Origin of the sequence: Chryseobacterium barbadense, from assembly GCF_042849955.1 — a bacterium.
Classification (GTDB): domain Bacteria; phylum Bacteroidota; class Bacteroidia; order Flavobacteriales; family Weeksellaceae; genus Chryseobacterium.
Genome location: NZ_BAAFHL010000055.1, coordinates 1 through 14,303 on the forward strand (window position 1 = coordinate 1; position 14,303 = coordinate 14,303).

The 14,303-nt window shown below is 35.2% G+C and carries 14 protein-coding genes and 1 pseudogene; 4 read left to right on the forward strand and 11 right to left on the reverse strand.

All coding sequences use genetic code 11. The annotated features are described in order from the left end of the window. Window positions 1–1,195, reverse strand: a pseudogene (locus ACGHIN_RS14350) (translocation and assembly module lipoprotein TamL); the annotation flags it as partial. Between ACGHIN_RS14350 and ACGHIN_RS14355 the strand changes: the two are divergent. Continuing rightward, entirely contained in the window at window positions 1,181–1,906 is a 726-nt protein-coding gene (locus tag ACGHIN_RS14355) for a TrmH family RNA methyltransferase (RefSeq protein ID WP_390454909.1), read from the forward strand. The pseudogene ACGHIN_RS14350 and the gene ACGHIN_RS14355 overlap by 15 nt on opposite strands. Window positions 1,907–1,931: 25 nt before the next feature. On the opposite strand, the gene ACGHIN_RS14360 is transcribed toward ACGHIN_RS14355, so the two are convergent. The 6 genes from ACGHIN_RS14360 to porQ form a co-directional block, all read right to left on the reverse strand. Next, entirely contained in the window at window positions 1,932–2,636 is a 705-nt protein-coding gene (locus ACGHIN_RS14360; RefSeq protein ID WP_390454912.1) for a hypothetical protein, read from the reverse strand. Window positions 2,637–3,113: 477 nt separating this feature from the next. Continuing rightward, entirely contained in the window at window positions 3,114–3,611 is a 498-nt protein-coding gene (locus ACGHIN_RS14365) for a phosphoribosyl-ATP pyrophosphatase (protein ID WP_245140994.1), read from the reverse strand. Window positions 3,612–3,614: 3 nt separating this feature from the next. Then, window positions 3,615–3,923, reverse strand: coding sequence for a phage holin family protein (locus ACGHIN_RS14370; protein WP_390454915.1), 309 nt, complete (start codon window positions 3,921–3,923; stop codon window positions 3,615–3,617). Window positions 3,924–3,998: 75 nt separating this feature from the next. Continuing rightward, entirely contained in the window at window positions 3,999–4,346 is a 348-nt protein-coding gene (locus ACGHIN_RS14375) for a YtxH domain-containing protein (RefSeq protein ID WP_121461814.1), read from the reverse strand. A 97-nt stretch (window positions 4,347–4,443) separates the two neighbouring features. Next, window positions 4,444–5,118 carry a (d)CMP kinase gene (gene cmk / locus ACGHIN_RS14380; protein WP_390454919.1) on the reverse strand — a complete coding sequence of 225 codons (675 nt, stop codon included), beginning with the start codon at window positions 5,116–5,118 and terminating at the stop codon, window positions 4,444–4,446. Between the two features lie 94 nt (window positions 5,119–5,212). Then, the gene (gene porQ, locus ACGHIN_RS14385) at window positions 5,213–6,205 is read right to left on the reverse strand and encodes a type IX secretion system protein PorQ (protein ID WP_390454922.1); all 993 of its coding nucleotides are present in this window, start codon (window positions 6,203–6,205) and stop codon (window positions 5,213–5,215) included. A gap of 168 nt (window positions 6,206–6,373) precedes the next feature. Here porQ and pyrH point away from each other — a divergent pair, with 168 nt between their 5' ends. Together pyrH and frr are read left to right on the forward strand one after the other, a co-directional pair. Further along, on the forward strand, window positions 6,374–7,081 hold the full coding sequence (gene pyrH, locus ACGHIN_RS14390) for a UMP kinase (RefSeq protein WP_390454925.1): 708 nt from the start codon (window positions 6,374–6,376) through the stop codon (window positions 7,079–7,081). 117 nt (window positions 7,082–7,198) lie between these two features. Next, window positions 7,199–7,753, forward strand: coding sequence for a ribosome recycling factor (gene frr, locus ACGHIN_RS14395; RefSeq protein ID WP_390454928.1), 555 nt, complete (start codon window positions 7,199–7,201; stop codon window positions 7,751–7,753). Window positions 7,754–7,843: 90 nt separating this feature from the next. Here frr and ACGHIN_RS14400 read toward each other — a convergent pair whose 3' ends face one another. From ACGHIN_RS14400 to ACGHIN_RS14415, 4 genes are all read right to left on the reverse strand, one after another. After that, the gene (locus tag ACGHIN_RS14400) at window positions 7,844–8,863 is read right to left on the reverse strand and encodes an acyltransferase family protein (protein WP_390454943.1); all 1,020 of its coding nucleotides are present in this window, start codon (window positions 8,861–8,863) and stop codon (window positions 7,844–7,846) included. A 126-nt stretch (window positions 8,864–8,989) separates the two neighbouring features. Then, window positions 8,990–10,444, reverse strand: coding sequence for an LptF/LptG family permease (locus tag ACGHIN_RS14405; protein WP_390454931.1), 1,455 nt, complete (start codon window positions 10,442–10,444; stop codon window positions 8,990–8,992). A 144-nt stretch (window positions 10,445–10,588) separates the two neighbouring features. After that, entirely contained in the window at window positions 10,589–11,236 is a 648-nt protein-coding gene (gene lolA1 / locus ACGHIN_RS14410; RefSeq protein ID WP_390454934.1) for an outer membrane lipoprotein periplasmic chaperone LolA1, read from the reverse strand. 72 nt (window positions 11,237–11,308) lie between these two features. Beyond that, window positions 11,309–13,840, reverse strand: coding sequence for an FtsK/SpoIIIE family DNA translocase (locus tag ACGHIN_RS14415; protein WP_390454937.1), 2,532 nt, complete (start codon window positions 13,838–13,840; stop codon window positions 11,309–11,311). A gap of 238 nt (window positions 13,841–14,078) precedes the next feature. On the opposite strand from ACGHIN_RS14415, the gene ACGHIN_RS14420 reads away from it, so the two are divergent. Then, window positions 14,079–14,303, forward strand: a 225-nt coding sequence (locus tag ACGHIN_RS14420; RefSeq protein WP_390454940.1) for a hypothetical protein, incomplete at its 3' end; no start/stop codon positions are given.

A 14,303-nucleotide genomic window follows, 5' to 3' on the forward strand; every position in this document is an offset into this window, starting at 1 on the left:
CCTTAAGCTCATATTTAGGAAGTGGCTTTAAAATATACATAACATCAATGATACTGTCATTAGGAGCTATGTCACCACCTCTACGCAATGAATCTCTGGCTTTCAGGATACTGAAATTATTCATGGATAAAAGGTTTCTCTTGGTAAGATCCAGCTTTTTTTGATCATATACCTGCTTGTGTCCTACCGTAATAGCCCTCCACAAAGCCCTGGTTTTATACTGATCATTTACTTTATGGAATCTAATTCCCCGTAAACTGTCTTTAAAAGTGTTTTTAGAATAATCGCCCATTTCATCAACAACGGCTACATCTATATTACCAATGGTGGCAATCTTATAAGGACTGTCCACAGAATCTTTATGGATTTCCAGCGTAAGTGGAACCTGCTTTCTGCTTTTCAGTGAATCGGCCACGAAGTAGATCTCTTCATTGGAACTATTGAATCTGTAATATCCTTTTTCCCTCATCAGTTCATTGATTCTTGCCACTTCTTTCTCCAGAACGGTTTGGTCAAGAATCTGTCCAGACTTTATAAGACTGTTATGGATCTTCTGCTTGTATAGATCTTTAATGTTGGCATCCGGAATATTGTAGTAGTAATCCTTAATATAAGTAGGATCATTGTGCGTGATATAGTAGGTTACTGCTGCTTTTTTTGCTGCTGAATCGAGTTCATGTTTAAATTTCACCTGTCCGTCCCAATATCCCCTGTAAGTAAGTCTTTTGTCGATAGATTCGGCACCTTTTTCTGTCCTGGTTTGATCAAGAATTATAGGCGGCGAACCCCAACTGTGGAATAACCTGTCCCAAAACAGGCTTTTTCCCACACTACTTTTCATATTATATTTCAGGAAAAGAGAATCTCGTAATTTCTGGTCTCTCATTTCGCTCGGGTAGGTCATATATTCATTAAGGATGGTATCATATTTGGGATTGGCCATATTATAAAACCATAAACCTACCGGCATGAAAAGCAATTGCTTTTTATTAGGCTTCTGCTGAACATAGCTTTTCAATTCATCATCAAAAAACTGTTTTTTATCTTCAAACTCAAAATTGTTTTTCGTAAGCAGATACTCCCCATCAGGAACCTTCTTCGTAGTGCTACAAGCATAAAGGAGACCAACAAATGTTGCAAAAGAAATAATTTTATAATATTTTTGAGGAGAATTCTTATAATGCTTACAGCTCATACAATAAAAATTTTACAGTCTTTGGATAAAAAGAAGTTCAGACAAAAATACAATTTGTTTTTGGTTGAAGGTAATAAAATCATTTGTGAACTCTTCGAATCTAACTTTAAAATTAAAGAAATATTTTCTACTGATCCACAAAAATTAGACCGTACCGATGTACCGGTAACCCATATCTCTGAAAATGAGCTTAAAAAAGTGAGTTTTTTAAAGACTCCGAAAGATTCCATAGCGGTTTGCTACCTGAATCCTGAGGAAAAAATGGAAGACCAGAGCGTTCAGCTGATACTGGATGGAATTCAGGATCCGGGAAATCTGGGAACGATTATCCGCTTGGCTGACTGGTTTGGAATTGAACAGATCATTTGCAGTCATGATACGGTAGATTTCTACAATCCCAAAGTAATCCAGGCAAGTATGGGATCTTTTACAAGAGTGAATCTAGTATATTGTGATCTCGTGGAATACCTTTCAAAGACAAAAAATGTCAATATAGGAACCGATATGGAAGGGGAGAATCTCTATACTTTCCAAAGACCAGAAAAAATCAACCTGATCTTAGGAAATGAAGGAAACGGAATGCGTCCTGAAACAGAGAAACTGCTTCAGAAAAGCATCAGTATTCCAAGATTTGGGAAATCACAGTCCACAGAAAGCCTGAATGTTTCTATGGCAGCGGGAATTATTTTAGGGCAGTTGTTTTCTAAATAATTTCTTAGTACAATAGATAATACTTTTATTTGAAATCCTTTTCATTAATTTTTTTATTGTAATATAAATCAACAACTTTTGCTACCTGACTACCATCCTCTGAGATGAAAGTTTGTTTTGTTTCATAGACTAGATCGCCAAATTTTTTATAATCTTCATAAAGTACAGTTGAAAATGAATTTTTTTCGGGATTCTTTATCACTTCTGATTTGACAAGTAAATTCGAAACTTTATCAAAGTAAAGCAATTTAACTTTTCCGTTAATTAGAGTAGCCTTAATCTTGTCACAATCTTTATTGTTCGCTTTTTCTTCACCAATATATTCTAACTTATAGAGGGTTGGATCTATGTAGTCCAAAGAATTCATAATATTTTTTCTGTAGTTTTTATCTTTAAACTGATCTTGGTCTGCAATTTTTTTTTGCCCGTTAACCACATCATAGCCAGTTTTTCCATCATAAAAAGATTTAAAAACAACTCTGCCTTCATAAACAATTTCGAAACTTCCTTTGTTAGGAGCCATTTCTTTTGTTACCCAATTAACATGTCTACCATCCATAGTTGTTTCAGAATTGGTATACAGTGTTTTTATGCTTTTTAAAAGTTCTTTACCGCCTTGAGCTTGAATAGATTTCTCAATAATCTGAACTGATTTGTCAGATTCAGCATTTTGAGAAAATAAGAAGCCGGTAGAAAAAAGTAAAGTACAAATAGTTGTTATGTTTTTCATTTGTTATTGAAATTTTAAAAATTAGGTAAAGTTTAATTAGGGATCCTTACTTCACAGAATATCCCTCTTTCAGAAAAATGGCTAATAAGTGTTTTATTTTTGAGTGTTAAAAAGCAAGTTCTACCATTAATTAATTCTTTTGTAGCTGGGTTTAGAGTTTTTTGTTCTATCACAATCCTCTTTAATTCTTCTTTTTTATTTCATTTTAATGAAGATAAACTTCTCCTTTTTTCATTCTTAGTTCATTCCGTAGGTCGATTTGAAATATTTCTGATGAATCTAAAATTACAAAACCATTAGCATGTGAATCTCGGCCTCCCCAAGCATCATATTATATAATATTTTGGAAGTTCCATCAATTTTTTGTGCGTATAATTCTGAAATGTCCCAGTGCTCCATTTTTCAAGTCCACAATTTAAAAAACACAAAAATAAACCTGAGTAAATTAAAGGAAATATTCTGATTTTCATTCAAGTCTTATATCAGCTGTTCCATACTGGAAACACTTTTGTTTTTCTGATAGTTTTCCAATTTTTTTCTGACAAACTTTAAGGCAACAGGAGCAAGATAAATCATGGCTAAACCCAGTAATTTTTTCTTCCAGTTCGGGCTGCTCATGCTTTTTTTGGCATAATTTCCGACTAAAGCGGTGATTCCAAGTTTGATAACCGCATCCATTGCATTTCCCTTGAACGCTGAATTGGCAATTCCCATGGCGGTGTTTTTGCTGATAAGCATATCTTTCACTTCAGAAGTAATCTGTTTGGCAATGACATCTTTTCTAAGCACGATTTTCTCATCGCCATCCTCATCCACTTTTTCCTGCAGATACTGATCCGTTAAACCATTAGTGAAGGCACTTAAGCTTTCTTTGGTATTTTTGAAAGTAAGAAGGCCTTCCAAATCATTGATCTCATTCTTCAATAATTTTTTCTTTCTTCTTAATTCCTCTAAGCTTTCATAATTTCTGCCCATAGTTTAATGATTTAAAAATTTAATAACCTGATCTGCTACCGAGTTTACAATGGTTTTCTTGAAAGCAATAATGCCAAACATCACGGCAAGATAAAATGCTGCTACAATTAAAAACCCGTACGAAGTATTATCTAATGCTTTACCAATGAGAAACGCTATCCCAAAATTGAAAAGAATGATAAAAAAAGCAAAAGCTACTAATAATACTACAAGGTAAGTAATGATCCCTGCGGAAAGTGAGGACTTTTCAGTGGCTTCAATTTTCAGCAGGTCTATTCTCTTCGATGCATATTCTTTAATAGTCTCTATCATTGTTTTTTTTTAAAGTTACAAAAAAAGGAACTTTACTACACAAAGTTCCTTTCATAATTTCAAAATTATTGATTCTTATTTTTTTAGATCATTTAACTCTGCTTCTACGTCTTTTACAACATCCGTAGTTTTAGATACAATCTGATCTTTATATTTGTCATAGCCATCTTTCACTGTATGAGCTACATTGCTGGCTGTTTCTTTAAATGTAGAAGAAATGTTGCTGTATTGGTCCTTTACTTTTTCAGAAACTTCTCCGTACTTGTTTTTAGCCTGATCTTTAAGATCGTTTGCTTTATTTTTGATCTTTTTTCTCGTTTCTTTACCTTCTTCAGGAGCATAAAGCATTCCTAATACCACACCTGCCGCAGCACCTGCTAAAAGTCCTGCCAATATACCTGCTGTATTGTTTTTTTTAGACATTTTTCGTTTTTTTTAATAGTTAATAAATATTAGTTTTTTACAGTAATATATGATTACAATTTATATACCAAAGGAAATTTTGTCTTATTAAAATTTGTTAAAACTTATTCAGATATGACAAGATGCTTTCAATGGTTTCTTCTTTGGTAAGGAAGGTATTATCTATTACAATAGCATCTTCTGCCTGCTTTAGCGGAGCTATTTCTCTTTCACTGTCTATTCTGTCTCTTTCAACCAGGTTTTCTTTTACCTGTTGCTCTTCGGATTCTATTCCTAAGCTTAAAAGTTCATGATATCTTCTTTTCGTTCTTTCATCAATACTGGCAGTAAGGAAGAACTTAAAGTCAGCATTGGGCAGAACTACTGTCCCAATGTCACGTCCATCCATAATAATTCCGCCTTTTTTAGCTAAAGCACGCTGGTACTGCAGTAAAAAATCCCGTACTTCCTTTTGCTTAGCCACTAAGCTTACATTGTCGGAAACTTCATTACACCGGATCTCTTTGGAAATATCCTTATGGTCAAGGTGCAAAATAAGCTCACCCTCCTGATTTTTGAATTCAAGCTGTATTGTTTGTAACGAAGAAAAAAGATTGTCCAAGTTTATTGAGCCATTCTCATCCATACAGTTTTGAAGGGCAAACCAGGTAATTCCCCTGTAAAGCGCACCCGTGTCGAGATGGATAAGTCCCAGCTTTTCAGCAATGACCTTTGATATTGAACTTTTTCCGGTAGACGAGTACCCATCGATAGCTATTACAGGTTTTTTCATACCGCAAATTTCAAGAAATTTTCTTAAAAATCAAGAAACCTTAAGACATTTTCTTAAGGTTCTTATGTATTTAGTGATAAAAATTTCAAGTTATTTAGTATCCTGCATGGCTGGTAAGATCTACAGAAACACCTATCTGATTAACATTTGATGAATTGTGGTACCTTACATGGGCATAATCGATACGGAATCTTGAAAGCTTGATCCCGAATCCTGCAGATAGTCCCGAAAAGTTTCTCTGGTCTGCTACGGCCAGCTCGTTTCCTCTTTTTACATTATATCCTAATCTGATATTGAAATTCTTTTCAGGGAATAACTCTGCGCCCAGAGAGAAATGGTCAGCAATTTTTCTTCCTATATTCACTTCTTGTCCGTTGACGTTGTATTCAGAAGAAATGTCAAGCTGTTGAAGATCGTGTGCCGTAATGGTAATGGCAACAGGGAAAACTTTTAAAATCTTGGTATACCCTAGATCTATCCTGAATGGAAGCTTCTCTCTGTCTCCGTTGAATGATTTGAATTGATATCCGAAATTTCTGAAAACTACAGAAACCACTTCTTTACTTTTTTTGTTATGATAAGTAACTCCGGCGTTTCCCGCTATGGCAGAAGAGGTGTAATTGTCAATTTTGGAAGTAATAAAGTTAATCCCTCCACCAATAGTCCAGTCTTCTTCAAACTGATAGGCGTAGCCTGCCCCGATGGCAACGTCAGAAGCAGTAAAGTCTCCGTTTTCGAAACCGCTGTCATCTGTTCTCGGAATATCACCATAATTCATATACCTTGCATTAACGGTAGCCATGTGGCCATTATCAAAATCTTTGGCAAAAGCAATGGTTCCGTATTTGGAATCGGCAAGATAAGCAGCTCCATTCAGCGAAAGCTGTTTGTCAGAGTCCTTATTCAGCAAGGCCGGATTGGCAATTGCAAAAGAAACATCATAATCTCTTATGGTAATGGCATCACCTCCTAAAGCGGCTTGTCTTGCAGAAACAGGAATATTTAAAAACGGGTAAACATGGGCTCCCGTTTGCGCATGAGAAACCAATCCTGACAGAAATAATGAAAAAATGATAATTTTCTTCAATTCAATTTATAATTAATGCAAAAATAATCCTTTTTCGTACTTTTCAAAATATTTCTAACATTATTTACACGTAAATATTTTTCTTTTTTCAATATTTTTAATGATTATATTTGCAAAGTCAAATTTTAGGGAAATTTCCCAATTGAAAAAAATTATTAAAAATTAAAGATGAAATATAAAAGAATCCTTCTGAAACTGAGTGGTGAGGCCTTAATGGGAAGCAGACAATATGGTATTGATAATGAAAGACTGCAGGAATATGCCGCGGAAATCAAAAAGGTAGTGGATAAAGGCTGTGAGGTTGCCATCGTCATAGGAGGAGGAAATATTTTCCGTGGAGTAGCGGGTGCTGCAAAAGGAATGGACAGAGTGCAGGGAGATTATATGGGAATGTTGGCAACGGTAATCAACGGAATGGCTTTGCAGGGAGCTTTGGAAGATGCGGGAATTAAAACAAGATTGCAATCTGCCATTGAAATGGACAAAGTAGCGGAACCTTTCATTAAAAGACGTGCCGTAAGACACCTGGAAAAAGGGAGAGTGGTTATTTTCGGAGCCGGAACAGGAAACCCATATTTTACCACAGATACGGCTGCGACTTTGAGAGCAATTGAAATTGGTGCCGATGTAATCTTAAAAGGAACCAGAGTAGACGGAATTTATGACAGCGATCCTGAAAAGAATGCAGATGCAGTAAAATATAATTCATTATCTTTCGATGAAGTTTTCGAAAAGAACCTTAAAGTAATGGACATGACTGCATTCACTTTAAGCCACGAGAATAAATTACCAATCATCGTTTTTGATATGAACAAAGAAGGTAATTTATTAAGAATTGTAGAAGGAGAAAATGTTGGTACTTTAGTTGATTTGTAAATAAGAGCAGTAGGAATCAGGGTTTTTAAAATTATTACTTATTACCCATTACTTATTACTTATCATTTATCAATCATCATTTATAAAATGTGTAACCTATCAAATTTTAAATATATAATGGAAGAATTAGATCTTATATTAGAATCTGTAAAGCAGGATATGGAGGCGGCTATCAAGCACTTGGATCATGCGTTTCAAAAGATCAGAGCAGGACGTGCTTCTACGGCGATGGTTCAGGATGTAATGGTGGAATACTACGGAGCTCCGACTCCTATCAACCAGGTTGCTAATGTTTCGGTGCCGGATGCGATGACAATTTCTATTCAACCTTGGGATAAAACAGCGATCAACGCAATTGAAAAAGCAATCATCAATTCTAATTTAGGTTTTGCTCCTTCAAATAACGGAGAAAATATTATTCTGAATGTTCCGCCTTTAACGGAGGAAAGAAGAAGGGACCTGGCAAAACAGGCAAAAGCTGAAACAGAACAGACAAAAATTGTGGTAAGGAATGCAAGGCAAGACGGTTTGAAAGAACTTAAAAAGCTTGAAGGGGTTTCTGAAGATGTTGTAAAAGGAGTTGAAGAAGAAATTCAGGCTCTTACAGATAAATACGTAAAGCTTTGCGACGAGCATCTTAAAGTGAAGGATGCTGAAATTATGAAGGTATAATTTTCAGTTTTGAAAATACAAAAAGAGGTTTCGTTTTTGAAGCCTCTTTTTTTTATGTCATTCTGAGTGTAGCAAAACGAAATGAAGAATCTAAATTTTATTTATTAAAATATTGCCCGCTTTTATAAATGGTTTTTCAATAAACTTATTCAATATTTTTGAAACCATATAAGAAGATGTGACGATAAGCAAATATGCAAAGAATAAATCTATATATCCATTCATTTTAGGAAGAAAATAGAAAGGAAGAATGAAATGTATTATATAGATCGAGTAGGAGTTGACTCCAATTTTCTGAAATACAATGTTGTTAACAATTTTAGAATTCTCCGCAACGATAAATAAAAAACAAAAAGAAACTGCTGAAAGAACCGGAACTATTTTAAATGAAAATTTATAATATTCTTCTTTCCCACTGATATAAATCGAAAGTATTGTGAAAACAATGAAAAACAAACCGGAAAGATATTTATTTATTTTAATTTTCTCTTTATTCAAAAAGAAAAGAATACCTATAAGGAATACGGAAATCTGATTTAAAATATTAAAATAAAAGAACTCATAATTAAAATTAGATTTTCTTTGAAAGTAAAATAGTATTGCCTGAGAAATTAAAATAATAAAACCTCCTTTTAGAAAGGATCTTCCTGAACTCAGAAAGCTAAATAAAAAGGGGAAAACTGCATAGAATAACATTTCTGTACCAATAGACCATCCTCCGGGAACAATGTTATTGTTTGCTGAAGGGACTAAGCCATGAATAAAAAGAATGTTTGAAACTATATTTTTAAATGTATAATTTTCTGTATTCCCGGATATATAAGCATTAAGTAAATAATAAATAAGAATACCCAGATAATAAATGGGAAATATTCTAAAATATCTTCTTATATAAAACTTAGTGATATGCTTTTTCTCATTTTCACGAAAATGGCTAGATAAGCATAATGTATAAGCAGATGCTATAAAAAACAGCTGTACTCCCATTTTACCATAAGCAAAAATATGATTTATTAATATTGGATTAAAATTAAAGAGCTGAGTAGTATGGACCAATATTACCATTAAAATAGCAATACCTCGCAAACTATTGATGTGTGAAAAGTGCATTGACAAATATAAAAATATATTTAAGCCATATCAAACAGTAATATTATCTCTTTTAAACGAGTTATTATCAACCAAATAAAAAAGCTCTGGAAAATCCAGAGCTTTTAATTTTTTATATTCTAATTCCTATTGATATCTCTTATGTTCCTTATTCTTAGAAAACCTCTTGGTAATCGGTTTAAGTAATGCTTTGTATTTTTCAGCATCAAATAGTTGTGAATCCGTAAGCGCTTTGTACGTCATCCACACCCCGAAAGGCAGGAGTATCATATTAGGAAGCCATGCCGCAAGATAAGGATTCATTTTTCCACCCCATGCAATATTTTCTATGGCAAGATTCATCACATAAAAAATAATGAAGATAACAATGGCAATGATTACGGGAACCCCCATACCTCCTTTTCTGATGATAGAACCCAAACTGGCTCCGATAAGGAAGAAAATGATACAAGTAACGGAGTAGGAAATGATTCTCTGCTGGTAGATCACAACCTTACTGAAGTATTTTACATTAGGTTTAATATCGTTGGATTTTCCTTCAAGAGTTACCTTTAAATTATCCAGCCTGCTATAAGCATTATAGATAATCTCCAGTTTTTTATCCGTTTTCACCGTATCCAGTTTAATCTGGGATTTTACTGGTGATTTGGCTTTGTTCTTATCCATATAGCTGACCATGGAGTTGGTCTGATTAAGCGCATCATTGCTTATGTTAGCAAAGAACTTATCATTATCCTTTTTGTTCTTGATAATGGTTCCGGAAAGCTCATTGTAAGACTGAAAACGGTAATCATCTGTAATCTGTTCCTTTTCAATAGCTTTATTGATAATTTCACTGATATCGAAGTGAGAAACCAGGGTGTCGAATTTGATGGCCTGATCAGGCTGTTTGTACCTTGCATTTTCACCTTTTCCGGCTAAATTATCTTCAAATACATAGCCGTTGTATAAAACCAGTTTAAGAAAGTTTTTATTGGCAGCAGGAACAAATTTCCCTTTTTCCGCTACAATGGATTGCTGATTTTCGAAAGTGCTGGCTTTTTTATGAACAAATACCCCTTCAATATTTTCTCCGTTCTCCCCGTATATTTTGTCAAATTTCACCATGTATCCCGGAATTTGATCAATAAATTGACCCGGAGTGAAATTCAGTGCAGGCTTCGTCTGGGCAATGTTGAAAAGCATATTTTTGGCTTTTCTCTGAAAATCGGGAATGATATTGTTGGAAAAGAAGAACAGCATGACGGCTAACATGACGGATACCCCCAGAAGAGGTGTCATTACCCTTGTTAATGAAATTCCGGCCGCCTTCATAGCAGCCAGCTCATATCGTTCCCCAAATTCCCCGAACGACATAATGCTTGCCAGAAGAATGGTAAGCGGCATTACCATACTGATAACGCTTACTCCCAGATAAAAAAGAAGCTTAAGGATCTGCCAGTAGCTTAATCCTTTTCCCATAAACTGACCTAACTGTACCCAGATAATGTTCACAATAAAAATGAAAAACAATACACTGAATATAAAGAAAAAAGGCCCGAAGAAGGTTTTTATGATATATCGGTCTAGTATTTTTAACATGCGCCAAAATTAATCAAAAAAGCCACAAAGTTGACTTGTGGCTTCTATATTTTATAAATTTTTATAATAATGTGAAATCGCTCATGCGTAAAATTGTGAAATTACTGTTATTAGGCAGATTTACGGTTTTACAAATCTTCGATTTTACAGTTCTGTAACAATATAATTCTTATACTTATTCTTATCAAAAACAAACATATTCGGGTCCAGGTCCTGGTTTTCCTTATATTCTTTGATGGCAATTACCGCAACATCCTGGTTGGTTCCGTGTTGCTCCAGTTTTACCATTTGTTTTTTAGCAGAATCTACAAACAGATAGACATATTTCAGGCCATTTGCTTTTACGGGAGTCAGTTTAATGAAGTCTGCGCTCACGCCATTTACCGTTTTCTTTCCGTTATAAGTTACGTTATAATCTTTTCTATAGCTGGTAAGATAGTTGATAGGAGAGAACATGCTGCTGCTTCCGTTAGGCTTGGCAATGGTTACTTCCATATCTTCAGCATTGATGTTGTAGATCTTATTTCCATCAAAAATCTGTTCTGTATCCATGATTTTCAACTTATACTTATCTCCTGCGGAATAGTAGATTCCGGGTTCTGTTTTGGTAACGTGCCCCTTGATTCCGCTTCCGAAAGAGAATTTAAAATAAGTGTTCTTTTTAGAGTTATAGTTTGCGGTAATATCATCGAGGATTTTTTTAGCTTTTGCATCTATCTTCTGTGCATTGGCTAATCCAACCGTTCCTACCACCAAACTTCCCAATATGACTTTTGAAATAATATTTTTCATTTTTCTAATTAATACTTTTAATCTTTAGACATTTTCTGATCTTAAAAGTTAAACGCATCGGCGTTTTTCCTTTTATTTACGCAGATCTTCCAAAAACTGTTCCAAAGAATGAAGGTCACTGATCAAAACCTCTCTGGCTTTCGCTCCGTTAAATCCTCCCACAATACCGCTTGCTTCCAATTGATCCATAATTCTTCCGGCTCTGTTATATCCTAATTTCAGCTGTCTCTGTAGCATTGAAGTGGAACCTTGCTGCGTAGAAACAATAATTCTTGCCGCTTCCTCAAATAAGGCATCTTTTTCATTAGGATCAAAAGCACCTACTGTACTAGTGGAATCTTCAGAAACATATTCAGGAAGCATAAATGCTGAAGCATATCCTTTCTGCTCACCGATGTATTCTGCAATTCTTTCCACCTCAGGAGTATCTACAAAGGCACATTGAAGCCTTAAAATTTCATTTCCGTTGAAATATAACATATCTCCTTTACCAATCAGCTGATCTGCTCCCGGAGAATCCAAGATCGTTCTGGAATCCACACTGGAGATTACTCTAAATGCAGCTCTTGCCGGGAAGTTGGCTTTAATCATCCCCGTAATTACATTTACAGAAGGTCTTTGCGTAGCAACGATCAGGTGTATACCGACAGCTCTTGCTAGCTGAGCTAACCTTGCGATAGGTAATTCAACCTCTTTTCCGGCAGTCATGATCAGATCCGCAAACTCATCAACCACTAAAACAATATAAGGCAAATAACGGTGTCCATTTTCAGGATTCAGTTTTCTTTCGCTGAATTTCTTGTTATATTCCTTTAAGTTTTTACAGAACGCATTCTTAAGAAGGTCATATCTTGTATCCATTTCAATACAAAGAGAATTCAAAGTATTGATGACTTTATTGGTATCTGTAATAATGGCTTCATCAGCATCCGGTAATTTAGCCAGATAATGTCTTTCAATTTTTGAGTATAATGAAAGTTCCACTTTTTTGGGTTCCACCATAACGAATTTCAATTCACTTGGATGCTTCTTGTAGAGTAGGGAAGTAAGAATCGCATTGATCCCGACTGATTTACCCTGTCCTGTTGCACCTGCCATCAATAAGTGAGGCATTTTGGCCAAATCCGCCATGAAAATTTCATTGGAAATCGTCTTACCGAATACCACCGGTAAATCCATATCCGTATTCTGGAATTTCTGAGAAGCAATCACCGAACGCATGGAAACCATGGTAGGATTTTTTCTTGGAACTTCGATACCGATTGTACCTTTTCCCGGCATCGGAGCAATAATTCTGATTCCTAAAGCAGAAAGGTTCAATGCAATATCATCTTGCAGTTTTTTAATGGCAGCCACTCTGATTCCCGCTTCCGGAACAATTTCATATAATGTAACCGTTGGACCGATGGTTGCTTTAATTTCAGCAATTCCTACATTAAAGTTCTTTAACAGTCCGACGATTTTATTTTTGTTTTCTTCTAATTCTTCTTTGTTGATCGAAATCTCTTCGCTTCCATAATCTTTCAGCAAATCTACGGTGGGCATATGGAAATTAGCTAAATCCAGTTTATGGTCATAAAGCCCGTGCTTTTCCACCAATTCCTGGGACTTTCTGTCAGAATCATCCAATATGTCAACAACAGGGGCTACTTCAACGTTGAATTTGATGTCTTCTTTAGGAGCTGTAGTGGTTGGTGTATTAAAATCAAAAGCCTGTTCCGGCGTGGCAACAGGAGTGGTAGGTTTTGTAGTAAGGTTTAGATTAACCGAGGGTGAGAAGCCTTTTTCTTCCTCTTCATCAAATGAAGTTTGATTCGGAGTGGCAATAGGCTCTAAATTGGTTGAAACCGGTACTTCCGGAAATCCTTTCGGAACACTTACTGGTTCCTGAATATTAGTATTTTCAGTAACGTCTGTAACCGATACATTATTTATTGAAGTTTCTTTACTTTCTTCTTCCAGTTCATTATCAGCCTCAAAATTCTCATCAGAATTCGGCATCATGGACTTTACTCTTCCAATAGTGTTTTCATTAATTTCTTCTAATTTCGCTTTAATAGAACTTGGACGAAGGTTGAACTCTAAAACGAAATATAAAATAATACTCGCAGCCAGTACCAGCCAAAGGCCCACGGTTCCTATAATGGCATTTAATGAATCCATGATCTGATATCCGTAAACACCGCCTAACACTCCTTGTCCTTTGGTAACCGCTCCCATGAAAATAGGAAGCCAGCAAATGAAAAATAAGGAATGGCCAACAGTTTTCCAAGGTTTAAAAATCTTCTTTTTAAGGATCAGCGTTCCGAAAACCAGGAATAAAAATGCGATAATAAATGAAGCAACCCCGATACTTTCGAAGATGAAGATATTTCCTAACCAGTCACCGACTTTTCCAAAAATGTTAGACGATTTTATACTCTTGTCGAGCATGGTTCCGGCCTGGCTCTGATCAGCCTTCCAGTTCATCAGATAAGAAATGAACGACAGGGTGAGCACTACAGAAAAAAGTATAAAGGTAAGCCCGAAAAATATACGGGGCTTAGATAAAATTTTGCCTTTTTCAGGCGATTCCGCTTGTTTGGTTTGTGTCTTTTTATCCATAATATCAATGTGGGCAAATTTAATGTTTTTTCAATAGTAAAAGAATCTTTTTCTTGAAAATTATCCTTATTGCTAACGCATATTTTTATGCCATTTCGATGAATAATTTTCTATAAATGAAAGCTTATTAAGAATGAATCAAAATAAGGAAAAGCAGGCTCTAAAATGATAAATAACAGCTTTTTTTGTCGACCTTTTAATTAATCATCCTTATTTTTGCATGTCAAGTAAAAAAATCATGAAGAAGCTCCAGGATATTCTTATCTCAACCAGAACAATGGCTGTGTTGTTGCTCGCTTATGCATTCGCTATGGCCTATGCAACATTCTTAGAAAACGATTACGGAACCCCTACTGCAAAAGCATTAATTTACGAAGCAAAATGGTTTGAACTGATCATGTTTCTGCTCATTTTAAATTTCATCGGAAATATCGGAAGATACAGACTGTGGAAAAGAGAGAAA

What these genes read in the sequence shown, in the direction of transcription:
- ACGHIN_RS14360 (WP_390454912.1), bottom strand. Translation starts at nt 2,636, where the DNA reads ATGAAAAACATAACAACTATTTGTACTTTACTTTTTTCTACCGGCTTC.
- pyrH (WP_390454925.1), top strand. Translation starts at nt 6,374, where the DNA reads ATGAAATATAAAAGAATCCTTCTGAAACTGAGTGGTGAGGCCTTAATG.
- ACGHIN_RS14400 (WP_390454943.1), bottom strand. Translation starts at nt 8,863, where the DNA reads ATGCACTTTTCACACATCAATAGTTTGCGAGGTATTGCTATTTTAATG.
- ACGHIN_RS14355 (WP_390454909.1), top strand. Translation starts at nt 1,181, where the DNA reads ATGCTTACAGCTCATACAATAAAAATTTTACAGTCTTTGGATAAAAAG.
- ACGHIN_RS14365 (WP_245140994.1), bottom strand. Translation starts at nt 3,611, where the DNA reads ATGGGCAGAAATTATGAAAGCTTAGAGGAATTAAGAAGAAAGAAAAAA.
- frr (WP_390454928.1), top strand. Translation starts at nt 7,199, where the DNA reads ATGGAAGAATTAGATCTTATATTAGAATCTGTAAAGCAGGATATGGAG.
- ACGHIN_RS14370 (WP_390454915.1), bottom strand. Translation starts at nt 3,923, where the DNA reads ATGATAGAGACTATTAAAGAATATGCATCGAAGAGAATAGACCTGCTG.
- ACGHIN_RS14405 (WP_390454931.1), bottom strand. Translation starts at nt 10,444, where the DNA reads ATGTTAAAAATACTAGACCGATATATCATAAAAACCTTCTTCGGGCCT.
- ACGHIN_RS14375 (WP_121461814.1), bottom strand. Translation starts at nt 4,346, where the DNA reads ATGTCTAAAAAAAACAATACAGCAGGTATATTGGCAGGACTTTTAGCA.
- cmk (WP_390454919.1), bottom strand. Translation starts at nt 5,118, where the DNA reads ATGAAAAAACCTGTAATAGCTATCGATGGGTACTCGTCTACCGGAAAA.
- lolA1 (WP_390454934.1), bottom strand. Translation starts at nt 11,236, where the DNA reads ATGAAAAATATTATTTCAAAAGTCATATTGGGAAGTTTGGTGGTAGGA.
- ACGHIN_RS14415 (WP_390454937.1), bottom strand. Translation starts at nt 13,840, where the DNA reads ATGGATAAAAAGACACAAACCAAACAAGCGGAATCGCCTGAAAAAGGC.